Source organism: Variovorax paradoxus, from assembly GCF_030815975.1.
GTDB classification, from domain to species: domain Bacteria; phylum Pseudomonadota; class Gammaproteobacteria; order Burkholderiales; family Burkholderiaceae_C; genus Variovorax; species Variovorax paradoxus_N.
Genome location: NZ_JAUSXL010000002.1, coordinates 4,385,037 through 4,411,828, shown reverse-complemented (window position 1 = coordinate 4,411,828; position 26,792 = coordinate 4,385,037). Strand labels below are relative to the sequence as shown.

At 65.6% G+C, this 26,792-nt stretch carries 17 protein-coding genes; 2 read left to right on the top strand and 15 right to left on the bottom strand.

Annotation, left to right across the window (positions count from 1 at the left end; genetic code table 11):
• Positions 1-20: 20 nt before the first annotated feature.
• From QFZ47_RS24385 to QFZ47_RS24340, 10 genes are read right to left on the bottom strand one after another with little or no spacing between them, the layout of a single operon-like run.
• Positions 21-1,202, bottom strand: a complete 1,182-nt coding sequence (locus QFZ47_RS24385) for a phosphoglycerate kinase (protein ID WP_307658089.1) — start codon at positions 1,200-1,202, stop codon at positions 21-23.
• Positions 1,199-3,238 carry a transketolase gene (gene tkt / locus QFZ47_RS24380; RefSeq protein ID WP_307658088.1) on the bottom strand — a complete coding sequence of 680 codons (2,040 nt, stop codon included), beginning with the start codon at positions 3,236-3,238 and terminating at the stop codon, positions 1,199-1,201. Before tkt ends, QFZ47_RS24385 begins: the two co-directional genes overlap by 4 nt.
• Positions 3,239-3,292: 54 nt before the next feature.
• Positions 3,293-4,171, bottom strand: a complete 879-nt coding sequence (locus QFZ47_RS24375) for a phosphoribulokinase (RefSeq protein WP_307658087.1) — start codon at positions 4,169-4,171, stop codon at positions 3,293-3,295.
• A gap of 45 nt (positions 4,172-4,216) precedes the next feature.
• A complete protein-coding gene (locus tag QFZ47_RS24370) occupies positions 4,217-5,290 on the bottom strand; it encodes a class 1 fructose-bisphosphatase (protein ID WP_307658086.1) in 1,074 nt (357 codons plus the stop codon).
• 18 nt (positions 5,291-5,308) lie between these two features.
• On the bottom strand, positions 5,309-6,031 hold the full coding sequence (locus QFZ47_RS24365) for an HAD-IA family hydrolase (protein WP_307658085.1): 723 nt from the start codon (positions 6,029-6,031) through the stop codon (positions 5,309-5,311).
• Complete coding sequence (gene rpe / locus QFZ47_RS24360; protein ID WP_307658084.1) at positions 6,028-6,732, bottom strand: ribulose-phosphate 3-epimerase; 705 nt, start codon at positions 6,730-6,732, stop codon at positions 6,028-6,030. The genes QFZ47_RS24365 and rpe overlap by 4 nt, the downstream gene beginning before the upstream one ends.
• Entirely contained in the window at positions 6,733-7,536 is an 804-nt protein-coding gene (locus QFZ47_RS24355; protein ID WP_307658083.1) for an HAD-IA family hydrolase, read from the bottom strand.
• Positions 7,533-8,465 carry a CbbX protein gene (cbbX, locus tag QFZ47_RS24350; protein ID WP_307658082.1) on the bottom strand — a complete coding sequence of 311 codons (933 nt, stop codon included), beginning with the start codon at positions 8,463-8,465 and terminating at the stop codon, positions 7,533-7,535. Before cbbX ends, QFZ47_RS24355 begins: the two co-directional genes overlap by 4 nt.
• 36 nt (positions 8,466-8,501) lie before the next feature.
• On the bottom strand, positions 8,502-8,921 hold the full coding sequence (locus tag QFZ47_RS24345; RefSeq protein ID WP_124958015.1) for a ribulose bisphosphate carboxylase small subunit: 420 nt from the start codon (positions 8,919-8,921) through the stop codon (positions 8,502-8,504).
• A 30-nt stretch (positions 8,922-8,951) separates the two neighbouring features.
• Positions 8,952-10,409 (bottom strand): form I ribulose bisphosphate carboxylase large subunit, encoded by a 1,458-nt coding sequence (locus QFZ47_RS24340; RefSeq protein WP_307592608.1) that lies wholly within the window; start codon positions 10,407-10,409, stop codon positions 8,952-8,954.
• A 130-nt stretch (positions 10,410-10,539) separates the two neighbouring features.
• On the opposite strand from QFZ47_RS24340, the gene QFZ47_RS24335 reads away from it, so the two are divergent.
• Positions 10,540-11,514: a LysR family transcriptional regulator gene (locus tag QFZ47_RS24335; protein WP_307658081.1), complete on the top strand. Its 975-nt coding sequence runs from the start codon at positions 10,540-10,542 to the stop codon at positions 11,512-11,514.
• A 237-nt stretch (positions 11,515-11,751) separates the two neighbouring features.
• Here the strand turns inward: QFZ47_RS24335 and QFZ47_RS24330 are convergent, their stop codons facing one another.
• From QFZ47_RS24330 to QFZ47_RS24315, 4 genes are all read right to left on the bottom strand, one after another.
• Positions 11,752-12,936 carry a hypothetical protein gene (locus QFZ47_RS24330; RefSeq protein WP_307658079.1) on the bottom strand — a complete coding sequence of 395 codons (1,185 nt, stop codon included), beginning with the start codon at positions 12,934-12,936 and terminating at the stop codon, positions 11,752-11,754.
• An 18-nt stretch (positions 12,937-12,954) separates the two neighbouring features.
• Positions 12,955-14,682, bottom strand: a complete 1,728-nt coding sequence (locus QFZ47_RS24325; RefSeq protein WP_307659005.1) for a ShlB/FhaC/HecB family hemolysin secretion/activation protein — start codon at positions 14,680-14,682, stop codon at positions 12,955-12,957.
• A gap of 79 nt (positions 14,683-14,761) precedes the next feature.
• Positions 14,762-15,352 carry a hypothetical protein gene (locus QFZ47_RS24320; RefSeq protein WP_307658078.1) on the bottom strand — a complete coding sequence of 197 codons (591 nt, stop codon included), beginning with the start codon at positions 15,350-15,352 and terminating at the stop codon, positions 14,762-14,764.
• A 269-nt stretch (positions 15,353-15,621) separates the two neighbouring features.
• Complete coding sequence (locus QFZ47_RS24315; protein WP_307658077.1) at positions 15,622-15,828, bottom strand: hypothetical protein; 207 nt, start codon at positions 15,826-15,828, stop codon at positions 15,622-15,624.
• Here QFZ47_RS24315 and QFZ47_RS24310 point away from each other — a divergent pair.
• Positions 15,821-16,282: a hypothetical protein gene (locus QFZ47_RS24310; protein WP_307658076.1), complete on the top strand. Its 462-nt coding sequence runs from the start codon at positions 15,821-15,823 to the stop codon at positions 16,280-16,282. The genes QFZ47_RS24315 and QFZ47_RS24310 overlap by 8 nt on opposite strands.
• A gap of 412 nt (positions 16,283-16,694) precedes the next feature.
• Here the strand turns inward: QFZ47_RS24310 and QFZ47_RS24305 are convergent, their stop codons facing one another.
• Positions 16,695-26,600, bottom strand: coding sequence for a hemagglutinin repeat-containing protein (locus QFZ47_RS24305; RefSeq protein WP_307658075.1), 9,906 nt, complete (start codon positions 26,598-26,600; stop codon positions 16,695-16,697).
• Positions 26,601-26,792 lie beyond the last annotated feature (192 nt).

The window sequence follows — 26,792 nt, the reverse complement described above, 5'->3', positions numbered from 1 at the left end:
GGGAATGGGAACGGGACGAGTCAGTGCCGGCGGCTTTGGAGCGCCTTGACCGCGGGCAGGCTCTTGCCTTCGAGGAATTCGAGGAACGCGCCGCCCGCCGTCGAGACGTAGTCGATGCACTCCTCCACCTCGAACTGGTTGATGGCGGCTACGGTGTCGCCGCCGCCCGCGAGCGAGAACGCGTCCATGCGCGCGATCGCGTTGGCCAGCGTGCGTGTGCCGTGCGAGAACTGCTCGATCTCGAACACGCCCAGCGGCCCATTCCAGACGATGGTCCTGCACTGGCCGAGCATGGCGACGAGTTGCGCCACCGAGTCCGGGCCGAAGTCCAGGATCATGTCGTCAGGCGCGACCTCGGCCACGGCCTTCACCGTCGCGCGCGCCGTTGGCGAGAACTCGGTGGCCGTGACCACGTCGGTCGGCATGAAGAGCCGCGCACCGCGCGCCGAGAGCGCCGCGGCCACGGCGCGCGCCGTGTCCACCATCTCGGGCTCGCAGAGAGAGCGGCCGACCGGATGGCCCGCCGCGAGCAGGAAGGTGTTGGCCATGCCGCCGCCCACCACCAGCCACTCGACCTGCGCCGCGAGCGATTCGAGGATCGACAGCTTGGTCGACACCTTGGCGCCGCCGACGATCGCGGCCAGCGGCCGCGCGGGGTTCGCGAGCGCGCGGCCGAGCGCGTGGAGCTCCGAGGCCATCAACGGACCGGCGCAGGCAATGGGCGCGAGCCGCGCCAGCGCCTCGGTGGTGGCTTCGGCGCGGTGCGCGGTGCCGAAGGCATCGTTCACGTACACATCGCAGAGCGCCGCCATGCGCCGCGCCAGGGCTTCGGCGTTGGCCTTCTCGCCCACGTTCGCGCGGCAGTTCTCGAGCAGCGCCACCTGGCCGGGTGCCACCTCGAACGGGCGGTCGATCCAGTCGTCGATCAGCGCCACCGGCGTACCCAGCAGTTCGCCGAGCCGCTCGGCCACCGGCGCCAGCGACTCGCCGGGTGCAAGCTTGCCTTCCTTCGGGCGGCCCAGGTGCGAAGCCACCATCACGCGCGCACCTTGCGACAGCGCATGGCGAATGCCGCCCAGGCTGGCGCGGATGCGGGTGTCGTCGCTGATGCGCCCCGACGCATCGAGCGGCACGTTGAGGTCGCAGCGAATGAACACGCGCTGTCCGCGCAGGTCGATCTGATCGAGCGTGTTGAAGCTCATGCGGCCTCTTTCATGCTGGCCAGCGCGGCGTTCGCGAGCAGCCGTCGGGCGCGCTCGGCCACCACTTCGGCGGTCAGACCGAACAGCTTGAAGAGCTCGCCGGCCGGCGCCGATTCGCCGAAGCGGTCGAGCCCGACCACGTCGCCGTATTCGCCGACGAACTTCCACCACAGCCCGGTGCTGCCGGCCTCCACCGCCACGCGCGGCAGGTGGCGCGGAATGACCGCATGGCGCCAGTCCTTGTCCTGCCGTTCGAACACGTCCATGCACGGTACGGACACCACGCGCGCCTCGATGCCCTCCTGCGCGAGCAAGGCTGCCGCGGCCAATGCGACGCCCACTTCGGAGCCGCTTGCCAGCAGCGCCACGCACTCGGCCTCTGGGCGGCGCAGCACGTAAGCGCCGCGAGCGATGGATTCGATGCGCTCGTCGGCGTCGCCGGCATGCGGCAGCGCCTGGCGCGTCAGCAGCAGGCAGCTCGGCCCGTCGACGCGGCGCAGCGCCTGCCGCCAGGCCACGGCCGTCTCGGTGGCATCGGCCGGGCGCCAGACGTCGACATCGGGAATCAGCCGCAGGCTCGAGGCATGCTCGACTGGCTGGTGCGTGGGGCCGTCCTCGCCGAGCCCGATCGAGTCGTGCGTGAAGACGTAGATCACCGGCAGCTTCATCAGCGCCGACATGCGCACGCCGTTGCGCGCGTAGTCGGAAAAGGTCAGGAAGGTGCCGCCGAAGGGACGGAAGCCGCCATGCAGCGCGAGCCCGTTCATGATGGCCGCCATGCCGAACTCGCGCACGCCGTAGTGCACGTGGTTGCCGGTGCCCGCGCCCTTGAGCGCGCGGTGGCCCTTCCAGTCGGTGAGGTTCGAACCCGTGAGGTCGGCCGAGCCGCCGATCAGTTCGGGCATTGCGGGGCCGACCTCGTCGAGCACCTGCTGCGAGGCCTTGCGCGTGGCGACGGATGCCTTGCGCTGCTCCGCGCCCGATGCGGCCGAATCCAGGGCCGCCTCGGCTTTCGCGGTGAGCGGCGCATCGGTGCGATGGCGCCGCAGCAGTTCGCGAGCGAGCGCCGGATGTTCCTGTGCATAGGCCGCAAAGCGTTCCTGCCAAGCCTTGTGCAGCGCGGCGCCCGCTTCGCGCGCCGACCAGGCCTCGGCGATGGCCGCCGGCACCTCGAAGGGCGCGGCGCTCCAGTCCAGCGCCTGCCGCGTCAGCGCGATCTCGGCCTCGCCCAGCGCCTCGCCGTGCGCCTTGGCAGTACCGGCGCGGTTCGGCGAGCCCTGGCCGATGCGTGTCTTGCAGCACACCAGCACCGGCCGGTCCGCGGCGGTGGCGCTTTCAATGGCTGCGTCGAGCGCCGCGGCGTCGTGGCCGTCGACATCGCGCAGCACGGTCCAGCCGTAGGCTTCGAAGCGGCCCGGTGTGTCGTCGCTGAACCAGCCGCCGACCTCGCCGTCGATCGAGATGCCGTTGTCGTCGTAGAACACCACCAGCTTGTGCAGGCGCCAGGTGCCCGCGAGCGAGCAGGCCTCGTGGCTGATGCCTTCCATCAGGCAGCCGTCGCCCAGGAACACGTAGGTGCGGTGGTCGATCACCGCATGGCCGGGCCGGTTGAATTCCTCGGCCAGCAGCTTCTCGGCCAGCGCCATGCCGACCGCATTGCTGATGCCCTGCCCCAGCGGCCCGGTGGTGGTCTCCACGCCGGGCGTGACGCCGACTTCGGGGTGTCCCGGCGTGCGCGAATGCAGCTGGCGGAAGCGCCGCAGCTCCTCCATCGGCAGCGCATAGCCGCTCAGGTGCAGCAGCGCATACAGCAGCATCGAGCCATGGCCGTTGGAAACGACGAAGCGGTCGCGATTCATCCAGTGCGGATCGGCCGGGTCGTGCCGCAGGCAATGCCGCCACAGGGCTTCGGCGATGTCGGCCATGCCCATGGGCATGCCCGGATGGCCCGAGTTGGCGGCTTGCACGGCGTCCATGGCCAGCGCGCGGATGGCGTTGGCGCACTGCGTGCGCAAGGCAAGGTTTTCAATCGTCATGCGAAGGTCCGGTTGGTTCGTTGGCCTGAGGTGTTGGTTCGAAGCGCCCGCGCCCTAGATCGCGTAGGACTTCTTGCGCCGCTCCATGAGGCGCAGGATCATCGGCGTGAAGATCAGCTGCATCGCGAGCTCCATCTTTCCGCCCGGCACTACCAGCGTGTTGGCGCGCGACATGAAGGAGTCGTGCAGCATGCTCAGCAGGTACGGAAAGTCGAAGCCGATCGGGTTGGCGAAGCGGATCACCACCAGGCTCTCGTCCGGGCTCGGGATGGTGCGCGCGATGAACGGGTCGGAGGTGTCGACCACCGGCACGCGCTGGAAGTTGATGTGCGTGCGCGTGAACTGAGGGCAGATGTAGTGCACGTACTCGTTCATGCGGCGCAGGATCACGTCGGTCACGGCCTCGGTCGAATAGCCGCGCGTGTTCTTGTCGCGGTGCAGCTTCTGGATCCACTCGAGGTTGATCACCGGCACCACGCCGATCAAGAGGTCGACGTGGCGCGCGATGTCGACCTTCCCGGTGGTCACGCCGCCATGCAGGCCTTCGTAGAAAAGCAGTTCGCTGTCGGGCAGCGTTTCCCACGGCGTGAAGGTGCCGGGCTCCTGCTTGTAGGGCGCTGCTTCCACCGTGTCGTGCAGGTACTTGCGGCTCTGGCCCACGCCCGCTTCGCCGTAGTCGCGGAACAGCGCCTCGAGTTCGGCGAACAGGTTCGCGTCTTCGCCGAAGTGGCTGAAGTTCTGGTTGCCGGCGGCCTCGGCCTCGGCCATGGCCACCTTCATGGAATTGCGGTCGTAGCGGTGGAAGCTGTCGCCTTCCACGATCGCCGCCTTGACGCTCTCGCGGCGGAAGATGTTTTCGAAGGTTCGCGTGACGGAGGTGGTGCCCGCGCCGGACGAGCCGGTGATGGCAACGATGGGATGTTTGGCTGACATGGTGGCCTCGGGAATTGAAAAACTGGTGCGGGCGGCGGGCCTTGTTCAGGCGGCGGTCGCAAAGAGACCGCGCTTGCCGAACAGCGGTGCCTGGTAGGTGTCCTGCGGCTCCTCGCTGTGGTAGGCCTCCACGCGCGCCACCTCGTCGGACGAGCCGAAGACGAAGCCGATGCGCTGGTGAATCGACTCCGGCTCCACCGCCATCAGGCGGCGCCGGCCGGTGCTGGCCATGCCGCCGGCCTGCTCGATCAGGAACGAGATCGGATTGGCCTCGTAGAGCAGCCGCAGGCGGCCGTCGCGGCCCGACTCCTTGCTGTCGCGCGGATACATGAACACACCGCCGCGCATCAGGATGCGGTGCGTCTCGGCCACCAGCGAGGCGATCCACCGCATGTTGAAGTCGATGCCGCGCGGGCCTTCCTTGCCGGCCAGGCATTCGTCGACATAGCGCTTCACGGCCGGCTCCCAGAAGCGGCTGTTCGATGCGTTGATCGCGAACTCGCTGGTCTGCCGCGGAATGCTCAGGTTCGGATGGCTCAGCACCCATTCGCCCAGCTGCGGATCGAGCGTGAAGGCATGCGTGCCGTTGCCCAGCGTCAGCACCAGCATGGTCGAGGGGCCGTAGATCGCGTAGCCGGCGCCGACCTGCTCGGTGCCGGGCTGCAGAAAGTCTTCGGGCCTGGCATCGGCCTCGGGCGTGGGCGCGCGCAGGATCGAGAAGATGCTGCCCACCGCCACGTTGACATCGATGTTCGACGAGCCGTCGAGCGGGTCGAACAGCAGCAGGTACTTGCCGCGCGGGTACTGCTGCGGCGGCAGATAGGGCTCCTCCATCTCTTCCGAGACCATGCCCGCCACGTGGCCGCCCCACTCGTTGGCGCGCAGGAACATGTCGTTGCTCAGCACGTCGAGCGTCTTCTGTTCCTCGCCCTGCACGTTCTGCGTGCTCGCGCTGCCGAGCACGTCGCCCAGCGCGCCGAGCGCCACCTTGCGCGAGATCGCCTTGCAGGCAAGGGAGACGTCGGTGATGAGCGCGTTGAGCGCGCCCGTGGCACCGGGGTGGCGGCGGCGCTCCTCGATGATGTACTGGGTCAGCGTGGCCTTGCCTGCAATGGGCATGTTCGTCTCCTGGTTGATTCAAAAAAATCTGGTCGTCGTCGTTTCTTCGTCGCGGCGGACCGCACGCGACTCGCGTGCCGTCAGCAGCAGTTGCTGCGGCGTCGCGACGCGCCAGGCCGGCGCCGCTCCCGCCACGGCCGCATGGCCGCCATAGCCCCAGGCCACCAGCGCCGCCGGCGAGCCCGCTGCCTGCGCGGCAAGCAGGTCGGCCGGGCCGTCGCCCACCATCAGCAGCCGTGCGGGCTCCACAGCCAGCTGGCGTGCCGCGGCCTGCAGCAGGAAGGGCGCGGGCTTGCGCTGTGCCGCGGCATCCGCGCCGTAGACCCCCGCCATGGCCGGCAGCAAACCCGCAGCATCCAGCACGGCGCGTGCCAACTGCGTCGGCTTGTTCGTGACCACCACCATCGGCAGCGTGCGGCGCAGGCCCGCGACGAGTTCGGCAATGCCCTCGAACACGCTGCCGAACTTCAAGGGCGCCGCCAGCGTGGCGGCATCGAAGGACTTGCGCAGCCGGCCGCGCAGCGCCTCGCTGCCACCGAGCCCGTGCTCGCGCAGCGCCTGGAGGATCAGCGCATCGGGGCCGTCGCCGATCCACGCGCGCACGGTGTCCAGCTCGAAGCGGGCCAGTCCGGCCTCTTCGAGCGCGGTGTTCAGGGCTTCGCGGATGTCGGGCGCGCTGTCGACCAGCGTGCCGTCGAGGTCGAAGGCGATCGCGTCGATGCCGCGCAGGTCTTTCGTCATGCGGGACACCTTTCCATCGACTGGCGGCCCTGCAGCGCCTGCGCGCGGATGGCGCCAATGGCTTCGCGGTAGCGCCCGCCGTTGAACACGGCCGAGCCCGCCACCAGCGTGTCGGCCCCCGCGGCGCCGATGCGCGCGGCGTTGTCGGGCTTCACGCCGCCATCGACCTCGAGCCAGATCTCGCGCCCGCTGGCATCGATGCGGCGGCGCACCGCCTCGATCTTCGGCAGCACGCTCTCGATGAAGCTCTGGCCGCCGAAGCCGGGGTTGACCGACATCAGCAGCACCAGGTCGAGCTGGTCCAGCACATGGTCGAGCACCGCAAGCGGCGTGGCGGGGTTGAGCACCAGGCCGGCCTTGCAGCCGCTGTCGCGGATCAGCCGGACCGTGCGGTCGATGTGCTCGCTGGCCTCGGGGTGGAACGAGATGATCGATGCGCCGGCCTGCGCGAACATCGGGATCAGCGCATCGACCGGCTTGACCATCAGGTGCACGTCGATCGGCACCGTCGCGTAGGGCTTGATGGCCTCGCAGACCAGCGGGCCGATTGTCAGATTTGGCACATAGTGGTTGTCCATGACATCGAAATGGATCAGATCGGCACCGGCTTCGATGACCGCCGTGACCTCTTCGCCGAGCCGCGCGAAGTTGGCCGACAGCAGGCTGGGTGCGATCCGCATGGCGTTTTTTTTGTTCTGCATCTAACAGTCCTCACGGTAGAGCGCCTGCACGGCATTCAGCGGCGGGGCCGCGGTGGCCATTTGCAACAGTTCATCGATGCCGAGCCACGCCGCGCGCGCCAGGCGTCCGCCGGGCTCGCCGGCCAGCGGCTGCGTGGGGTCGCCCAGGCTCGGCAGCACCAGCCCGGCGCCGCTGAAATCGCTGCCCTCGGTCCAGAAGGTGGGCGTGACCAGCGTCCAGAGGCCGGCACCCAGGGCCGAGCGCAGCCCGTTGGGCGAGTCCTCGATGGCGATCGCGCGCTCGGGCGGCACGCCCAGCGTGTCGAGCGCCAGCAGGTAGATGTCGGATGCGGGCTTCTTTGCGCGCACCTGGTCGCCGCAGGCGATCACGTCGAACATCGTGAGGCCGCGCGGGCCCAGCGTGGCCTGCAGCAGCGCGTCGATGTTGACGGCGGTGGTGGTGCTGGCAATGGCCAGGCGCAGGCCGGCGTTCTGGGCTTCCTCGAGAAATCGCAGCACACCGGTGCGCAGTTCGATGCCGCCGCGCCGCGCGATGTCGGTGTAGTGCTGCGTCTTGGCTGAATGAATGGCCGGCACGCGTTCGTGCAGCCGCTTCTTCTCCGATGCGCCCAGGGGCAGCGAATCGATGTAGGCCTTCATGCGCTCCTTGCCGCCCGTGATCGCCAATAGCGACCGGTATTCGGCCTGGCTCCAGTGCCAGTCGAGGCCGAGCTGCTCGAACGCGAGGTTGAAGGCCATGCGATGCACTTCCTCGGTGTCGGCCAGGGTGCCGTCGACGTCGAAGACGAGGGCTTCGATGCTCATCTCTTTTCTCCTTCGGCTTGCGCGGCGTCCGCCGGCGGATTGAACACGCGGCTCGCCAGGATGTCCTGCGCCTGGAGCGTGCAGAGCTGCTCGCGCGTCAGCGCGTTCTCGCTGCCGAACAGGCGCGTGGCGTGGCGCAGCCGGATGCGGTCGAGCGCGTTGCGGATCGATCGCGCATTGGCAAAGTGCGGCTGGCGACGGCGCAGGCTCACGTAGCGCCCGAAGGTGGAGGCCGCGCCGTCGTCGAAGCTGTAGTTCAGCCGCCCCAGCATGAGCTGCGCGATCTGCATCAGCTCGGCCTCGCTGTAGTCCGGAAAATCGATGTGGTGCGCAATGCGCGAGGCCATGCCCGGGTTGCTGCTGAAGAAAGTCTCCATGCGGTCCTTGTAGCCCGCAAGAATCACCACCAGGTCGTCGCGCTGGTTCTCCATCACCTGCAGCAGAATCTCGATCGATTCCTGCCCGTAGTCGCGCTCGTTCTCGGGCCGGTAGAGGTAGTAGGCCTCGTCGATGAACAGCACGCCGCCCATCGCCTTCTTGATCACTTCCTTGGTCTTGGGCGCCGTGTGGCCGATGAACTGGCCCACCAGGTCGTCGCGCGTCACCGCCACCAGGTGGCCCTTGCGCACGTAGCCCAGCTGCTTGAGCACCTCGGCCATGCGCATCGCCACCGTGGTCTTGCCGGTGCCCGGGTTGCCGGTGAACGACATGTGCAGCGAAGGCGGCTGCGACTGCAGCCCCTGTTCCTGGCGCAGCTTGTCGATCAAGAGCAGCGCCGCGATGTCGCGGATACGGCCCTTGACCGGCGCCAGCCCGATCAGCTCGGCGTCGAGCTGGTCGAGCAGTGCCTTCACGCCCGAAGACTCGAAGAGCTGCTTCGGCGCGGTGGCAATCGCGGCCGTGGTGGCGGGGGATTCGGTGGCGTCCATGCGTGCCTCTGGCAATGCCCGTGCGGCGGATTTCGATCAGTACCGGCTGCCTTCGGGCCGCGCCTGCACCGCATAGCTTTCGATGCTGTAGCGGATCGTGCGGCCCGGCTCCTCCGAGCGGATCAGGCGGAAGCCCGGTTCGTTGGATGGCCGGTTGACGATGAAGGACATCACGACCGACTCGGTGCCGTGCGTCGAGTCGAACGCCGTCACGCGGATGTACTGCTGCGGAAAGGTCTTGCGGCAGGCCGCGAGTTCGAGCATGACGCCGGCCGCATCCTTGATGTCGAACATCGGGTTGCCGAACATCTCCCAGAAGGTGTTGCGCGGATGCGGGTCGTCGGTGTATTCGAGCCCGATGGCCCAGCCCTTGTCGAGGCAGTACTCGACCTGGCGGCTGATCTGCTCGTCGCTCAGGTCGGGCAGGAAGGAAAAGGTGCCTTGTGTGATTCGCATGTCTGTTGCTCCTGGATCTGGAAAGCGGGTTCAGGCCACCGACGGCGTCGGCACGTAGTCCGAGGTATCGGTGGAGGCGTAGTTGAAGGAGATCTCGCCCCAGGTGTCGAGCGCTGCCGCCAGCGGGGTGCACCACTTGGCCGCGTCGCGCAGGATCTGCGGTCCCTCGTTGGCGATGTCGCGGCCCTCGTTGCGTGCCAGCACCATGGCTTCGAGCGCCACGCGGTTGGCGGTGGCCCCGGCCTGGATGCCCTGCGGATGGCCGATGGTGCCGCCGCCGAACTGCAGCACCACGTCGTCGCCGAACAGGTCGAGCAGCTGGTGCATCTGGCCGGCATGGATGCCGCCCGAAGCCACCGGCATCACCTTGCGCAGCGCGCCCCAGTCCTGGTCGAAGTAAATGCCGCGCGGCAGGTCGACCTTGGTGTGCGTGTCGCGGCAGACGTTGTAGTAGCCCTGCACCGTCATCGGGTCGCCCTCGAGCTTGCCGACCGCCGTGCCCGCATGGATGTGGTCCACGCCGGCCAGGCGCATCCACTTGGCGATGACGCGGAAGCTCACGCCGTGGTTCTTCTGCCGCGTGTAGGTGCCGTGGCCCGCGCGGTGCAGGTGCAGGATCATGTCGTTCTGGCGGCACCAGTTGCTCATCGACTGGATGGCCGTGTAGCCGATGACCAGGTCGACCATCACGATCACCGAGCCCAGTTCCTTGGCGAACTGCGCGCGGCGGTACATCTCTTCCATGGTGCCGGCCGTGACGTTCAGGTAGCTGCCCTTGACCTCGCCGGTGGCGGCGCTGGCCTTGTTGACCGCGTCCATCACGAACAGGAAGCGGTCGCGCCAGTGCATGAACGGCTGTGAGTTGATGTTCTCATCGTCCTTCATGAAGTCGAGCCCGCCGCGCAGGCCCTCGTACACCACGCGGCCGTAGTTGCGGCCCGAGAGCCCGAGCTTGGGCTTGGTGGTGGCGCCCAGCAGCGGCCGGCCGAACTTGTCGAGCCGCTCGCGCTCCACCACGATGCCGGTCGGCGGGCCGGGGAAGGTCTTGACGTAGGCCACCGGAAACTTCATGTCCTCCAGCCGCGCGGCCTTCAGCGGCTTGAAGCTGAAGACGTTGCCGATGATGGAAGCCGTCACGTTGGTGATGGAGCCTTCCTCGAACAGCGAGAGGTCGTAGGCCACGTAGCAGAAGTACTGGCCCGGGTTGTTGGGCACTGGCTCCACCTTGTAGGCCTTGGCGCGGTACATGTCGCAGGCGGTGAGCCGGTCGGTCCACACCACGGTCCATGTGGCGGTGGACGATTCGCCCGCCACCGCAGCGGCGGCCTCGATGGCGTCCACGCCTTCCTGCGGCGTGATGCGGAAGAGCGCGAGGATGTCGGTGTCCTTGGGCACGTAATCGCCGTCCCAGTAGCCCATCTGCGCGTACTTGAGCACACCGGCCGAGTAACGCTTCTTGGCGTCGGTGATCTGGATTGCTTCGTTCATGTTGCCCATGGAGTGCCTCTCGAAAAGGAAGGGGTTTGGTGCTGTCTGGTGAAGTGAATGTAGGCCGCATGAAAGATAAAGAAAAATTAAATCTTTTGACATTCACATTTGCCAAACCTAATATCACGGCATGCCTCTTTCCAAGCACGCGAGCTTTCGCCAGCTCGCCACCTTCCACGCCGTGGCGCGGCTCGGCAGCGTTTCACTTGCTGCAGACGAAATGCACCTGACGCAACCCGCGGTGTCGATACAGATCGGCACACTCGAGGAGTCGGCCGGCACGCCGCTGCTGCAGCGCACGGGCCGCGGCATCCGGCTGACCGAGGCGGGCGAATTGCTGGCGGGCTATGCCGGCCGCATCCTCGACCTGTGGCGAGAGGCTGGCGACGAGATGGCCATGCTGCAGGGCGTGTTCTCGGGCACGCTGCGCGTGGGCGCCATCACCACGGCCGAGTACCTGCTGCCGCCCATCCTGGTGAACTTTGCCAAGGAACATCCGAAGGTGAAGGTCAAGCTGCAGGTCGGCAACCGCGACGAGATCGTGCGCATGCTCGCGGGCCAGGAGATCGACATCGCCATCATGGGCCGCCCGCCTGCGGAGCTGAAGACCGACTCCAGCGCCTTCGCCAAGCACCCGATGGCTTTTCTCGCGGCGCCTTCGCATCCGCTGATGTCGGCGGCCAAGCCGAGCATCGCCCTGCTCTCGGACACGCGCATGCTGGTGCGCGAGCGCGGCTCGGGCACGCGCACCACGGTCGAACGCTTCTTCAAGGACCACGGCCTGCCGCTGCGCATCGGCTCCGAGCTGTCGAGCAACGAGGCCATCAAGCAGATGTGCGCCGCGGGCTTCGGCATTGCGTTTTTGTCGATGCACACCTGCGTGCTCGAAATGAACGCGGGCCTGCTCGGCGTGCTGCCGGTGCCGGGCAACCCGGTGGTGCGCGACTGGTATGTGATGCACCTGGCGTCGCGTCAGCTGCCGCAGGTGGCGCTGGCGTTCGAAGAGTATTTGCGCACGCATGGCCAGGCGCAGATCGAGCGGCAGCTCGGTACGCTGCCGGCGGCACGTACTGCCGCAAAGAAACGCAGTGTGCGGGGCGCTTGAGCCTTTCGCTCAATCTCGGCACACAACCACTGGCCGCTCTTCGCCTGTCGCCGACACGCGTCGTCGCGATCCATCGCCTCGCCGGGTGTATGAGCCTCACGCCGGTCATCTGCTGCAACTGCTCTTGGCGGTCCAGCGCACACTTTCCGTAGTGCTCGGCGCTGAACGATTTGTTCAAGTTCCAACCGTCAACGCGTGTCTGAGTCCGCCAAGAAAGAGTTTGCCCGAACGCCGTGCTCAGGGCTTCACAAAAAAGACCATTGGTGGCCGACCTTCGACTTTTGCAACATAGAACGGGTGGTCGGTCGCGACAGGCGCGGCAAGCTTGTATTGCCAGGCGCTGCCAGCTTGCTCGAGACTGATACGCGAGCTGTTGGAGGTTGCCTGTTGCAGCACATCACCGGAGGTAAAGACTTGACGCCGTTCCAACCAGTTGAAGAAGCCACTGGAGTTTCCATCGCGTGGCATCGAGAGCAGGCTGAGATTTTCTTTGGGTACCGTGGCGGGATCCGCTTCGAGAGAGAAGAGCAGATCGCCAGATGTCGGCAGGGACATGTAGCGGAAATTGAAGGTATATGGCGCCTCGGCCATCGCGTCGCTCGTCCGCGCGAACTGCAGGCATGCCGTGTCGGCATCGGCCAGCGACGAGGCGGGGCCGAAAGTGCTGGTGGAATAGTTTTGGGAACCGGTGACTGCGAAGGTCTTGACGTTCGGCACGCTTGGAAGTTCTGTCGCGGTCTTCGTGGCACAGACACCGGAAGCCTGTCCCATCGGGTAGACGAACAAGGTTCCGTCCAACGCGCTGGTGTAGGTCAGGGGCATGAGGCGCGATGATCCACCAATGATCAGACCACTGGAGTAGCTCAAGCTCGCCATATTCAGCGACAGCGAATTCAGTTGGATAGGCAGGGTTGCCTCGACATAGCTCGACGTCGCCGTGTTCATGTCCACGACTTGGCCTTTGGCCCGCAACACGTAGGAGCCGGGTGCGATCTTGGGCATCCACAGCTTGACCAACGCGGTCGTCCGCGGAAAGAACACACCGGCCGTTCCGCCGAGTTGAGTGACGGCGACGACGTTGCTGCCATCGGGATTCTCGAGCGTGTACGTGACCGAAGAAGCTGTGGCGAGGTCGATAGACAACTGAACGTCAAGCTCGCCATTGGCCGCAACGGGGTTGACCGTGTCGAGTGCACGCTTCATTGAAGTAATGGGAGACGGGGCTGGCGCTGGCGCTGGAGCCGGCGAAGGTGCCGGGGCAGTGCCGGGCGCAGGATCGGAACTCGGTGCAGGCGCTGCTGCGGGCGCGGCGGCGATTGGAAGAAGAGCGCCACCACCGCCGCCTCCTCCTCCTCCTCCGCAGCCGTGCAGCGCGCCGATGGCGAGCAAAGCAACCGCTTTTGCAATCGTTTGTTTTTTCATATTTGTCATTCCCTGTGGTTAGAAACTTGCGTTGAGATTGAAGCCGAAGGTGGTCTTGGCCGTGCGATATCCCTCCGGCTTGCGGATCGGCGCCCCCATGAAGAAGTCATAGCTCAACTTGCTCCACTGCCCCCGCACCCCGACCACCGCACCCGCCAGGCTGCGGCCCAGCATGTCCGCGGTCGAACGCCCGCCGACATGCCCGTAGTCGGCGCCGACATACAGCTCCGCCCCGCTCTGCCCCATGCCCCACCCGATGTCGTTGCGAATCAGCCAGCCCCGCTCGCCCATCAGGCTCGTCTCGCCATCGAAGCCGCGCACCGTGTAGCGCCCGCCGATGGCAAACCGGTCCTGCGACATCAGCGGCGTGCGGTTCCACTGCGCGCGCACCAGCCCCGAATAGCGCAGCTTCTGCTCGCCCAGCTTGAATGGCGCGTTCAGGCTCAGCTCGGCCGTGTAGAGCTTCATGCGCGAGGTGCCCTCCAGCGGCTCGCTGGGGTTGTTGCGGTGGTAGATCTCCTGCGGCGAAGTCCTGGCGCCAAAGCCGCCCGTGCCATGCTTGAACGCCAGCGTGCCCTCCAGCGTGGCCTCGCCGATGAACTCCTTGTGGTTCAGGCCCAGTTCCCAGCCGCCGACCACGTGGTGCTGCACCGGAACCTCTGTGTCTTCGATGATGCTGCGCGACTCCCTGCGGAACCCCTTGAGCGCCAGCGTCGTCTTGCGGCTCTGGTCGCGGTACACCAGGCGCGAGAGCTTTACTTCGGCGTTGTTGGACTTGCCGGCGTAGATGATGGGGCCGTTGAAACCCGCCACGCTCTGGTGGTACTGGCTGTTGGAGGCCGTCAAGCCCAGCATCCAGTAGCCGTAGGGCAGCGAGTAGTGCGCGGTCTGGCCTTCGGTGCCGTAGCTCGGTTCCGACAGGAAATGGTTGTTGATGCTGTGGTTGGCGCTGACGTAGAACAGGTCGTTCAGCCCGAAGGGGTTGTCCACCGACACCGTGGCCCCGGCCTGGTAGCGGCCGGTGGCCTCGGTGCCGCTGTCGTCCAGGCTCAGGGTCAGGCGAACCTTGCGGGCCTGCACGTACTTGACCACCAGATCGCTGTCGCCCGGCCTGGCATCGGGGGCAGTCGAGGGCTCGATCTGGATGTCGGCCTCGGCCGTGGGCGCGCGCTTGAGGTTCTCCAGCCCCTGCTCGATGTCGCGCAGGTTCAGGAAGTCACCGATCTGCGCGGGAATCGCGGTGGCCAGCAAGGCGGAACTGCCGAACAAGGTCGAGGAAGAATCCGGCGTCAGGCGAATGGCCGCGATGCGCCCGGGTACCAGCGAGAGGGTCAGGGTGCCGGTGGACAGGTCCTGGGGCGCGGCCAGCACGCGGGTGGTGACGAAGCCGCGCGCAATGGCCGCCTGCTGGGCGCGTGCGAGCACCACGTTCACGCCGGCGGTGCCCAGGCACCGGCCGAGGGGTGAATCGTTGCCGTCCGGCCCTGAAAGATCAGAGACAGCCCATTGGAAGGCCTCGGATTGCTCGCCGACCAGGAGCACGCGGTCGATGCGGAAGCACGGAGACTCGGTCTCGGGTATGCGCTGGGTGGGCGCGGGCGGCGCGGCCTGCAGTCGCTGGTCGATCGTGCGCTCGTTCTGCTCGCGCAGGGCGCGTTCGCGTTCCTGCTGGCGTTGTTGCTCGACGAAGGGGCGGGGGGTGGTGGGCGATTGCTGGGCCAGCGCCCACAGTGGCCCCGCCGCCATTACGGCGACCAGCAGGTTGTGCTTCAAGTGGAACTCCCTCTTCTTTGTTTTTTGGCTGAGGCCCTGACGGGCAATTGCTTCAGCGAGATGGCGCGGGGCACCCCGGGATGGCTTGCAACGGAACGGACGCCGGAGCATCCGGGTCAGTGGCATCCATGATGGCCAAGCTGCAGGCCGGTTTGCCGCCCCACACGAACTCGGCGGTATAGGCGCGTCCGTCTTGCGGGATGAATCTCGCCGTCATTGGACCGCAATTGCCGGTGCGATAGCCAGAGCCCGTGCCATCCGCCCAGGAGCCATAGCCGCTCACCTGGATTGGCTCCCCGGGCTTGGCTTCATAAACGAGATAGGGCTTCGTCCTGCGGCCGCGTTGCACGGCATTGGCGATCCACGGGTACACGATGCCGCGGCCGGCGTAAGCCACGCTGCCCAGAGAGGCGAAGTTCTGACAGGCCTGCGGTGAGGTACTGACAGAGAAATGTGCGGGGTAGCCCGACCCCGATGCTCGCAAGATGAGCCTGGCTGTGCCTGGCTCGACATCGCGCAACTCGTCATAGCCGTTGTTGGCGCGGATGTCGACGAGCGCAGCGTTGGGGTTGATCTCGCTATAGGTGCATGCCGAAAGCATTGCGGTGGCAATGGCGGCGAAAAAAATTCCAGGGTGTTTCATCTTTGCTGTCGTATCGGGTAGTGCGGCGAAGCCGTCTGTCGGTCACCCATTTGAATTCGATCGTTCGAACTGTCGACGGCTGCCGGAGAACCCGCCCACGGTGCCATCGTCACCGAAGAGCACATCGACCGGCTCGTCTTCCTGCACCGTCCAGTAGCACCCAGTGTTGGTGTTCAGGTCCTTGGAAGATGATTTTCCGGAAGCAATCCTGTTCCCCAACCGACTATGCAATGCAGACTCGAACTCGCAATTTGTTATCAGCACATCGACTATTCGGATTTCGCGGGAGCACTTTCGTTAAAACCCCGCTTTTCCGTGATGTACCAGTTGACCAGCCACCAGTCTTTCGCGCAGTGTTTTGTACGAAGCGACTCAAGCATCGCTGCGTCGAAGAGCTCCACATCCTCGGAGTGACTTCGGTAATCCTCGCGTCCGCCAATGGTCCCGGCGAGTTCAAGGTGAATCGTCATGGTCATGAAAATTAGCTTTCATATGGCCTCTGAATCGGTTGCTCTCTTCGACTCCCCACTTCAATACTCTGGCCTGCATTTGGCCGCTTCGCTCACAAAACACATGAAGCTGTCACATATTTCCCCCCGCCATGCGGTCGTCGTTGTCGCCTTGCCCACGGGCCTTTTGTCCAGCTGTGCCACGCGCCCGATCCAGCCAATCACCGGATACACCTGCTGCAACCTGCGCCCCAACTACGGCCGGGTCTCCAGCACCAACATGCTCGGAGACCTGATCGTGCCGGCGGGCGAACCCGCGGTGCTCGACACAATGAAGCGCGACACCTACTTCTACGGCACCATCGGCGGCGACTACATCTCCCTGCGGGACGCCTGCGACGATCAGGTCGATTTCATCCTGCGCAATTGCGCAGTAACCTCTTCCGCGGGCGGAAATCTCCCGGAACTCAAGCTCTGCTGAAACCAATTTTTCAGTCTTTGACAGGCGCTAAGAAATGCGGAATCCCGCATCCACTTAGGATCAGTCAGCAGCCAGTCGTTGCTCTCTAGAAGAAGGCAGCAAGTACTAATTCTCCGAGCGTCAGGGTGAGCTATATCGATCTGCATTTCAGCACTCCTCCAAGCGCTCCAATAGTCGTCTAAATAATATTGAAGGCCCGTGTAAACAGATGGGGCCTCGACACTTTCAGGAAGAAATATTAACTTTTCCTCGGGTCCTTCTCCGTATCTACCTCTAAGCAAAACGTAGTTAAAGTCTTGAGATATGAAATCGACTCTTCCGTCCACTTCTTTCTTTTCAAATCCCAATTTTGTTAAAAACTCAAACTCTGCAGCCGCATACGCGTAGGGATCAAAATCTAGCATTTTGTCTTTCATGGCCTCACCATTTTCCCCGTAAAGGCGTTATACGTATATCCGTTGCCCTGCAAGTACTGAACCTCGCGCCCAAAACCCGTGAGGCTTCCATCGGGCTTGAACATATTCCAGGCCTTGGTTGGATCCGGAGCCGTGGCGAGCACGATATCATCACCACGCGCTATTGCCGCATCTAAAAATGGTTTGTTGACTTGGTCCCAAAAGGCCGTTGGACTTATCTTGTTCATTTGCTCAAAAACATCGCCTGGAACATTTAATACATTGAATCCCCCTGGTTTTGGGGCGGCAAAATTCGGCAAGCTTGGAATTTGCATTTGGGTATTGATGATGTTGTCCATATCATCGCGGAAAGTGCCAAGGACTGTGGTTGTCTTCGAAGGATTAGGTTGGATGATCGTCCCGCTTGTCGTGGCTAGCGCTTGAGGAGATGCCGTTCCATCTCTGTAGAAATTGTTCGCAATCCGAGCGGCAGCATCATCAGAAATCGCTTTGCCTGTCCGACTCAGAACGAACTCTTTGACGATGCCTGTGGTCAGAGCCTTTGCGATGGCAAGCTCTCCAAGGGTGGCCACATCCACGGCAATCAGCCCCACCGCCGCTGCGTCCTTCAGAACGGGCGCTTTGTCGATCACGTTGATCGCTGTATTGACCTCCTTGAGGCTACGGCGGGCCTGGACTTTCGTTTCGTCGTTGGCTGCAGGGTCGAGCAACAGTTGCTCCAAGCCGGCGCGAACACTCTCCAGCCCCATCTTTTCGATGAGGGATGATCCCTTCAACTCACCGGTGTTTACGGCGCTCCTGAGGTCATAGGCGCGCAGTACGTCGACCTCGCAGGCAGGGTCCTTTCTCGCACGACAGCCGTCAATCTTCTGCTGTCGATTGCGCAGATCGGTAGCTGTCAGATAGTTGTTCGACGTTTCGTTGAAGGCACCTGCGGCGCCTGCTGTCCCTCCCGCTGCCGCACCGATCGCTGCGCCCGTCGCCATCACCAAGGCCTGCTTGATTGGCACAGGCAAATCAAGGTTCGCGATCTGTTCTCCAATCGCGGGAATGGCAATGCTGGACGCAGCCGCACCGGCGGCTCCCCCGGCCCCGCCTGTCAGGCCGCCGACGGCAGCGTGCGCCGCGATGCGATAGGCGCCGCCCTCCTTCCAGTTGTTTTCCAGCTGGTCAGCCTGCGCATACAGTGCGGCCTTCTTCTCTGGGTCGGCTTCTCCAGCCGCCCGGTCGTACAAATCGCTGGCCTCTTTCATCTTGCCGTTGGCGTACTCGCCAACCGCCTTGCTTGCGTTCTGTCCAAACTGCGCCGAGAGTTGCGCCTGCGCCTGCACATCCTTGATGATGGTCTGCGTATTCCAGTCCTTGATCAACGTGCCTGCGCTGGCGTTGTTGTCTGTCCTCACACTCTGATCGCCCGCAATGCCGGAGATGCCGGACCTCGTGACGCTGTTCTGATTGCTGCCGCTGACGCTGCCCACGCCCGCACCGCCACCGGGGCGGCTGTTCGGGCCGGACCATGCCGAGTACATCTCTTTAGCCGGTGCGGCGTCCGTCGCGGCTTTCGGCGCCTCGGTGTACCCGACGCCCACGCTGCCACTGACCGAGTAGCTGCTGCCACTCGACTGGCTCACGTTCTGCAGGTCGCTCATCGTCAGTGCACCGCCGGTGCTGAAGCTGTTCTTGCCCGCATCGATGGCCGCCTGGGTGCTCTCGATCACTGCACCCTTCAGGTCCGTATTGCCCGCGACCTTCACATCGAAACCGCCGTCCCCGGCCTTGATACCCGACTGCACGGCCGGGCTGACGAAGACCCCATTGGCCTTGGCCCCGGCCGCGCTGGCGCCGACCGTTGCAACCACGCCATAACAGATCGGCGGAATGCACAGGCTCACATTGAAGCCCGAACTGCTCTGGCGCGACTGGCCCACGCTTATGTCCTGCAGGCTCTCGATATTCAAATTGCCGCCGACATCGGCCGTGACGCGATTGGCCTCGACCGTGGCCCCGCGCATGTTGAGGTCACCACCCGAATTGATGTTGACGGCCTTGCCGCCGCTGACCTGGGTGGCGTTGTAGCTGACGTCGTTCTGGTCGTTCTTGCCCTTGCCGTTGCTTACCCCGAGCTGAATGCTGAAGCCGTTCTGCGCGCCTGCGCCGAAGGTGACACCAACGTTGGCCCCATGGCTCTCGTTCCGGCCGGCCGTCAGGCTGGTGTTGCGGCTGGCCTCCAATATCACATCGTTGTCTGCCGCCAGATTGACGGTGTTGCCCGCTGCGATGGTGGAGCCGATCGCCTGGATGTTGGAGCCCTTGCCGCCCCCCGTTGCCACGATGTTGACGTTGTTCGCGCCCACCACGCTGGAACCCACGGCCTCGCTGCTGTTCGTGAAACTCTGGCTCTGGCTGGTGTTGCGGCTGACGTTCACGCTCACGCCGTAGCTCAGTTGTCCCGTGCCGCCAATGGCCTGGGCCGCGTCATACGCCTGTTTGCCGCTCATGGCCAGATTGACGGCACCCAGGGCCTGCATCCGGCCATCGCCGGTATCGCCCATGGCCTTGATCGTGCTGGAGGCGCCCTTCAGCGTGTCAGTGCTGACACCCATGAAGCTGGCGCTGCCGCCCACGATGGTGCTGGAGCTCTTGTCGAGAGTGACCGTTTGCGTGGTGTTGTAGGCCTCGTTAATGACGACGTTCTTCGCGAGGATGTTGACGTCACCGCCGACAAGCGGCCCCGCCTGCCCGGCAGCCATGATGCTGCTGGCCATCTGCCGGTATTCATTGCCCGCCACCAAGGTCACGTTGCCTGCGAGGCTGGCGACCTGGCTGGCCTGCTGGGTCGTGCTGGCGGTTGCGCTCGCCTGGGAGCCCTTGACGTTACCGATGGCCGGGTTGTACCAGGTGCCCACCATCCCGGACTTGCCGTTGGCGTCGTAGCTGGTCTCGACGCGGGTGTTCTGTGCGCTCTCGATGGTGAGGTTGCGCCCGGACATCATCGTGATGTCGTTGTCTGTGACGACCGTGGCTCCCTGCAAGGTGGTGTCGCGCCCGCTCACGGTCTGTAGGCTACCGGCCGAAATACTGGTACCGATGGCCTGGGTGCTGATGCTGGCTTCAGCATGATTGGAGGACTTCTTGTTGCCCGCAATGGCGATCGCGGTCGCATCTCCGGCGAATGTGGCGCCGGCGAGGGCCTGACCGAAGACCGTGCCGCTGCTTCGACTTTGCGCGGCATGCATCTCCTGGTTCGTCCGGTTGGCCGTGGTGAGATTGATGTCGCGGCCAGCCGACAGCCCCATGGCCTCGTCGGAATGGAGTTGCGCGGCCTGGAGGTTGATGTCGTTGCCTGCCACGACAGCCACGGTCTTGCCGCTCAGGCTGCTGGAGAGCACGTCCGTGGTGCTGGTGCTGTCGAAGGTGCTGGAACTGCTCTTCTTGAACAGGCTCTTGGAGGACTTCTGCGTGGCTGTCGAAACGCTGGTCGTGGACTGCCCCGCCGTGAGGTTGATGTCGTTCTTCGCGGTGGCAATCAAGGCGCCATCGACACTGGCGACAGCGCCGGCACGGATGTTGATGTCGTTGCCGGCCGCCAGGCGCACGTTGTCCTGCCCCTGGATGACCGAGCCGACCTCGCGGCTCTGGCTGGCCAGACCCGCGATCCCCTGCCCGAGGGCGGACGCGGTGCTCGACTCGGTGACCGTGCCCAGGTTGATGTTGCGGCCCGCGCCCACCGATGCGGCGCCCGCACTGGTCAGTGCGGCACCGACCAGGTTGACGTCACGGCCTGCGGACGCAATGAGCACGCCACCGGGGTTGGCCACATACACGCCGGCCACCCGGTCGATATTGCTGTTGCCGGTGGCGCCGGAAGCCGTCGTCGTCCGCACGTTGATATCGCGCCCCGCCGTCAGCACCGCAGCGTCGCTCGCCGTGATGCTGGCACCGATGTTGTTGATGTCGTTGCGCGCGTTGATGCCGATGCTGCCGCCCGCGATCCGGCCGCCGGCCAGGTTGTTGACGTTCTCGGCGTTGATCGACACGAGCGTCCGCCCGGCGATGGTCCCGGTATTGACCAGGTCGCCCGAACTCTTGATGACCGTCGCGTCCGCACTCAGCAGCGCCCCCGATCCATCGATATCGCCGGGCCGCACGCGCACATAGACCTGCGGAACGAGCACCCGCTGCGTGCTGCCGTCCGGCAGGGTCACCGTCTGCTCGACCAGCCAGACGATGTCGCTGGTGAGCTGCGCCATCTGCGCAGCCGTCAGCGCCACGCCGGGGCGCAGGCCATATTGCTTCGCGAAGGTCACGCCCGCGTTCATCAGCGCGGTGTACTGGTCTTCGTCGCTGCTGAAGCCGTCCAGGAAGCGGTAGCCCGTGAGCTGCGCCACCTGCTCGCGGATGAGCTTCTGTTCGTAGAAGCCATCACCCAGCCGCTTGAGCGTGTGGTTCGGATCGAGCCCGAGGCTGTTCAGCAGGTAGTCGCTGCTGAGCCAGGCGCGGTAGTTCGCAAAGCGCGGATCGGTCTCGACCAGATAACCGCCAGGTCCGGCATGAAGGCTGAACAGGCTGGCCGTGGGAAGGCCCACGTTCGGCGTGCTGGTGCGCACCACCAGCGGGATGGCCTGGCCGCTGCCGCCGTTGGCGCCGCCCGAGGCGCCGGCGCCGGCGCCACCCGCGCCTGCAACGCCGCCGACGTTGGCGGCCACCTCGACGATGGTGCCCGTGCGGGTGCCGCCGGTGGCGCTGCCAGCCCCACCGCCGCTCGCGCCGGTGGATCCCGTGGCCGCGGTGCCCGGGTTGTAGCCACTGGTGGCGTTGACGTGGTCGATGTACTCGAACGCGCCGACATCGACCGTTCCGTTTTTTGTCGGCCCGAGAACAATCGGCTGTTGCTGTCCCTTGTCATTGACCACGGTCGAGAAGCTGGTGGTCCGGTAGTTCCCCTTCAGGGCCTCGTTGGTGACGTTGGCTGCGGTCAGCGTGCCGCCGGCAATGATGCGGCTGTCCCGGTTGTAGACGGCCCCCACGAGCGTCATGTCGCCGCCCGAGGAGATGAGGGCCGGATCGGCGTTGATGGCGGTATCGGCCGTGGTCGTGGAGGTGGTGGTCCAAATGCCGTAGCCGTTGCTGTACAGCAAGGCGCCGGTGGAGCCGTCGGGGTTGCGCGCCCACACGAAGGGCTGGCCGGGAATGACGACGACCTGGTCGAGCGTGTAGAAGCCTCCGCCGCCGACCGGTGCGACGCTGACCACCTGCGTCGTCGTGGTGGCCTGCGGCCCCAGCTTGATGTGCGTGTCCCAGTTGTTGATCTGCGCCATCGAGATCGACATGTTGCCCAGCGATTCGATGGTGGCGCTCAGGTTGTTGAGCGTGCCGCCCTGGCCGGTGGCCTTGCCGGCGGCATCCAGGGCGCCGCCAATGGCCATATCGCCGCCGCTGAAGATCAGCGCATGTTCGCGGTTGGTGATGGTGGCCGCGCCGATGTTCAGGGTGTTGCGCGTCGCAATCGTCCCCGACTTGGTCACGCCGTCGAGGGTCTCGATGTCGTTGAGCAGCGTGCCGGCGGCAATCGAGATGTCGTTGCCATAGATGCGGCCCGTGCCGACGTTGTTCACGGCCCCGGCATTGAGGCGGGTGGTGCCGGCGCTGTCGATCAGCCCGCGGTTGGTCAAGGTGCCGGCGGCGTTGACGGTGGTGTTCGTCCCCGACATCTCTGCATTGGCGGTGTTGTCGATGTCGTGGCCGACCACCGTCAGCGTCTGGCCCGCGAGCAGCTTGCCGTTGTTCGTGAAGTGGCCCGTGGTGGTGTAGCTCAGGTTGCCATTCGCGATCACCTCGGCGTTGTTGACGATGTCCTGCGTGAGCGCGACGGAGAGATCCTGGCCGGAGACGAGCTGGCCGTCACCGCTGAAGGTGGCGGCATCGATCTGCAGGCTCTTGTCCGCGACCAGCGTGCCGCCGGTGTTGATCAGGTTCAGGGTCTTGGCGCTGGGCGTGGCCGCGTTGGGGTCCACGATCTTGAGCGTGTCACCCGCGGAGATCAGGCCGTTCGTGTTGTCGACCGTGCCGCCGCTGGTGATCGTGGCGTTGAGGTCGGCCCGGATGGCGCCCGCGTTGTTGTTCAGGTTGCCAGTGCCGATGGCGACGTTCCGGCCCTCGATGCCCTGGTCGGTACCGCGCGTGTTCGTATTGACGACGCTGCCGGCGTTCAGCGTCGTCGTGGCCGCCGAGCGGATCAGGCCACCGGTGTTGGTCAGCGTTCCTGCGGCGATGCCCAGATCGCCCGCGGCCAGGGTCTGGCCGCCGCTGTTGTCGTAGGTGCTTCCATTGGTGTTGATGGCGACGGTGGACTGCCCGAGCACCACGCCGCCGCCCGCGTTGGAGAACGCCTGGGTGCTGGCGGTCAACGTGTTCTTCGCGCCGATGAAGCCGGTAGCGTTGTTGATGGCGCCGGTCTTCAGGTCGAGCGCGCCGCCGCTGGTGATGCCGCCCTGGCCGTTGGTGTAGCCGGCCGCATGGGTGTTGCTCAGGCTTTGACCGTTCGTGTTGACGGTCATGGTCCCGCTCGACTGGATCAGGCCGGCGTCGTTCAAGAGCATTCCCGAACTGGTGGCTACCGTGGTGGTCGCGGCCAGGGTGCCTTGCGTGTTGTCCAGCGTGTTGCCGTGGGTGTTCACGGACAGGCTGTTGCCGAAGACCTTGCCCGATTGGTTGATCAGGCCGCCATTGCTCAAGGTGGCGGCGCCGCCGGCTTGCAAGGTGCCGCCGTTGTTGGTCGTCGCACCGGTGGTCGTGGCGCTCAGGTTGCCGGTGACGGCCGCGGTCGTGCCGCTGCTGTTGTCCAGCGTGCCGGCTGTCAGCGTGGTGTTGCCGTTGGCCGCCAGTGTGCCGCCGACGTTGGTCGCGGCCCCGGCGACCGTGACGGCCAGGTCCCCGACAGCCGTCAAACTTCCGGCGTCGTTCTTGAGGCTGCCGGCCGCGACGGTGGCGTTGCCGCCCGCGAGGATCTTGCCGCCAGCCGAGTTGTCGAGCTGGTTGGCGACCGTGAGGCTCAGGTCGGAACTGCCGGCCGCCTGCAGCGTGCCGCCTTGGTTGCTCATCGACCCTGCACTCGCGGCGATGGGGCCGTTGCTGGCGATGGTGCCCGCGTTGTTGTTCAGCAGCCCGCCCACGGCCAGCGTGGTGGCGCCGCTGCCGGCCTGCACGAGGCTGCCGCCCTGGTTGCTCAGGGATCCCGCGCTCAGGTCGATCTGCCGGGCGTAGGTGGTGCCGCCGTCCTGATTGAACGCACCGGACACAGCCACTGCCAGTGCGCCGTTGCCGGTGATCTGGCCGTTGGCGCCGCTGTAGCTGCCACCGGCGATGCTGAGCGTGCCGGTGCCGGCATGTTCGATGCCGCCGCCGGTGTTGGTGATGGTGGCGCCACTGAGGCTCAGGTCCTGGCCGTTGCTGGCGATGCGGCCGTTCGAGTTGTCGATGCCGCCGCTGACGGCGAGCACTGTGGCGCCGGTGCCGGTCTGCACGATCTGGCCGCCGTTGGTGTTGGCGAGGTTCGAGACATTGATCTGCAGTTGGCCGGCGTTCAGCTGGCCGGCGCTGTTCACGAGCGTCTGGCCGAGTTGTGCGTTGGCCGTGATGGCCAGGGTGCCGGGCGTGGCCACGGTGGCGCCGCTGGTGGTCACGTTGCCCTGGGTGGCGGTGATCGCGATATTGGCGGCGCCGGTCTGGCTGCCGGAGAGATCGACGAAGGCGCCTTGCAGCATGGCGTTGCCGCCCGCGACGGTGGTGCCGGTGGCGCTCAGGCCCTGCGCGGCGGTGATGGACAGGTCGCCGGTGCTCTGAAGGTGCCCGCTGCTGCCCTCGAGGCTGCCGGTCTGGATCGCGAGGTTCGTGCCGCTGGCGATATGGCCATCGGTGTTCAGCAACTGCTGGCCGAGGGTGAGCTGGACGTTACCGCCAGCCGACTGAATGGTGCCTTGGCTGTTGTTCAGGGACTGGCCGGTGAGTGCCAGGGCCTGGTTGGAGGCCAGGGTGCCGCCCGTGTTGCTGATCGCGCCAGCCACGTTGGCGGTCAGCGCACCAGTCGCCGTGATCGTTCCTCGCGTGTTCTCGAGTGTGCCGCCCACGGAGAGGTTCGCGTCGGTCGCGCTGGTCAGCACGCCGTCGGTGTTCACGACGTCGCCGCTGGTGGCGATGTCCAGGCTGCCGGCGTTCAGCGTCCCTGCCGAGTTGTCGAAGGTGCCCAGGCTGCCGGTGAACGCGCTGGAGACGTTCAGGGTGCCCCCGTGGTTGGAGAAGCTCGGCTGGCTCAGCGCCATGCTCGCGACGCTCAAGGTGCCGCCGCTGTTGATCAGGTTGGCGCTTTGCAGCGTGATCGGGCCGCCCGCGTAGATCTTGCCGCCATCGTTGCGAAGCGCTCCGGCGGCGGTGATGGTGCCCGGCTCGATGGGCACCGGCGCAGTGGTCGTGGTTGTCGTCCCGCCGGTCGCCGTCGTGGTGCCGCCGGACGAGGTCGATCCCGTGCCGGTGGTGCCGCCCGAAGTGGTGCCGGTGCCGGCCGTTCCGCCCGTTCCAGCCGTCGGCGCCGGGGCGGGCTCGAGACCGATCACTCCGCCGCGGGTGTTGCTCACCGTGGGCGCAGCAAGGGTCAGCGCCACGCCGCTGGTCTGGCGGATGGTGCCGCCGCGGTTGTCGATGTCGCCTGCCGTGCTGGCGAGTTGAATGCCTTGGCCTTCGAGCGTGCCGCCGGCTCCGTTGAGCGCGTTGGTCAGATTCTCTTGTGTCGTGACCTTGAGGTTGCTGCCGCCCGAGACAGTGCCGCTGTTGGCGAGCGCCGAGGCCGAGAGGTTCGCATTGGCCGTGACCTGGATCGTGCCGGTGTTCTCGAGTCGGCCGGCCGAAGTCACGACGAGTTGACCGAGCCCGGCAAGGCCCGCCACGCCGGCGCTTGCCGAGGCCTGGATCGCGCCCGCGTTGCGCACACCGATGCCGGCCTCATTCGCCAGCAACTGGATGTGCCCGGCATACATGCCGCCGAGCTGCGCCACGTCAATGGCGTAGCTCGGCGCGGGACCGGTGCCGGTCGTGGGCGTGACGTTCATCGCATCGGCGCTCACCACATTGGCCCCGGCCACCAGCTTGAGGTCGTTGGCCCAGATTCCGCCGTTGACGACCACCCCGCGCGAGATCAGCGTGAGCAGGTCGGCGCGGGTCGCGTCGAGCCCGCCGCTGCCCACGGTGACATTGCCGCCGCGTACCACATAGGCGTCCAGGCCGCCCAAGGCATTGAACTGCGGCGTGCCGGTCGTCAGGGTCACGCGAGAAGAGTTGATGAAGGTGCCGCCGTTCACGGCGATGCCGGACGGGTTGGCCAGGATGAACTCCGCGCGCTGGCCCGCGATTTCCACCGGGCCGTTGACGTACGACGGATTGGAGGAGTTCACCTCGTTGAGGATGACGCGCGCCGGGCCGGTGGCCAAATAGGGGTTGCCATTGATCCAGCCGCCCAACTGGCTCTGCACATTGCTTCGTGCGTTGTTGACGATGACGCCCCGGCCGTTAACGTCGAACTGGATGTATTGGTTTCTGGAAACGCCGGCGGCCGAGGGCGTGGTGATGTTGACGACACCCACGCCGTTCGGCGCCACGAGGATCGTGGGGCGCAGGGCGCCGGGAGCCATGGGGTTGGCGACGATCTGGGCTTGCGCATAGGGCGCCGCCAGCAGTCCCGCGAGCGAGAAACCCAACAATATGGGCGCAACGGCTGCAACGCCGGCGAACACGCCCTTGGTGATCGTGATCGCCTTGGAAGAGCCCTTACCGGTGGTGGTCGCCGCCTCGTGAACGACGACGCGCATCGCGCGCGCGGCACTCCAGATCACCCGGTGGAAATTCTTGTTCATCTCTTCCTCTCCCTGACCGCTCAACATGGCAGCAACACACGTCGCAACAGGCGATATGCTGGATCGCTGACAGCCAAGTCAGCGGGTCCGAATTGTCTAGGGGGGTTCTCGTAAGAAATGTCAAAAAAATGAAGCGCGTGCAGATTCAGGCGACAGACGCCACATATGTCACACCGTCCATCCGCAGCAATG

Excerpts from the sequence above, each read along its gene's own strand:
- QFZ47_RS24315 (WP_307658077.1), bottom strand. The coding sequence starts at position 15,828 with ATGACCATGACGATTCACCTTGAACTCGCCGGGACCATTGGCGGACGC.
- QFZ47_RS24365 (WP_307658085.1), bottom strand. The coding sequence starts at position 6,031 with ATGACGAAAGACCTGCGCGGCATCGACGCGATCGCCTTCGACCTCGAC.
- cbbX (WP_307658082.1), bottom strand. The coding sequence starts at position 8,465 with ATGGACGCCACCGAATCCCCCGCCACCACGGCCGCGATTGCCACCGCG.
- QFZ47_RS24340 (WP_307592608.1), bottom strand. The coding sequence starts at position 10,409 with ATGAACGAAGCAATCCAGATCACCGACGCCAAGAAGCGTTACTCGGCC.
- QFZ47_RS24310 (WP_307658076.1), top strand. The coding sequence starts at position 15,821 with ATGGTCATGAAAATTAGCTTTCATATGGCCTCTGAATCGGTTGCTCTC.
- QFZ47_RS24325 (WP_307659005.1), bottom strand. The coding sequence starts at position 14,682 with ATGGCGGCGGGGCCACTGTGGGCGCTGGCCCAGCAATCGCCCACCACC.
- QFZ47_RS24335 (WP_307658081.1), top strand. The coding sequence starts at position 10,540 with ATGCCTCTTTCCAAGCACGCGAGCTTTCGCCAGCTCGCCACCTTCCAC.
- QFZ47_RS24375 (WP_307658087.1), bottom strand. The coding sequence starts at position 4,171 with ATGTCAGCCAAACATCCCATCGTTGCCATCACCGGCTCGTCCGGCGCG.
- rpe (WP_307658084.1), bottom strand. The coding sequence starts at position 6,732 with ATGCAGAACAAAAAAAACGCCATGCGGATCGCACCCAGCCTGCTGTCG.
- QFZ47_RS24320 (WP_307658078.1), bottom strand. The coding sequence starts at position 15,352 with ATGAAACACCCTGGAATTTTTTTCGCCGCCATTGCCACCGCAATGCTT.
- QFZ47_RS24355 (WP_307658083.1), bottom strand. The coding sequence starts at position 7,536 with ATGAGCATCGAAGCCCTCGTCTTCGACGTCGACGGCACCCTGGCCGAC.
- QFZ47_RS24385 (WP_307658089.1), bottom strand. The coding sequence starts at position 1,202 with ATGAGCTTCAACACGCTCGATCAGATCGACCTGCGCGGACAGCGCGTG.
- tkt (WP_307658088.1), bottom strand. The coding sequence starts at position 3,238 with ATGACGATTGAAAACCTTGCCTTGCGCACGCAGTGCGCCAACGCCATC.
- QFZ47_RS24305 (WP_307658075.1), bottom strand. The coding sequence starts at position 26,600 with ATGAACAAGAATTTCCACCGGGTGATCTGGAGTGCCGCGCGCGCGATG.
- QFZ47_RS24330 (WP_307658079.1), bottom strand. The coding sequence starts at position 12,936 with ATGAAAAAACAAACGATTGCAAAAGCGGTTGCTTTGCTCGCCATCGGC.
- QFZ47_RS24345 (WP_124958015.1), bottom strand. The coding sequence starts at position 8,921 with ATGCGAATCACACAAGGCACCTTTTCCTTCCTGCCCGACCTGAGCGAC.
- QFZ47_RS24370 (WP_307658086.1), bottom strand. The coding sequence starts at position 5,290 with ATGCCCATTGCAGGCAAGGCCACGCTGACCCAGTACATCATCGAGGAG.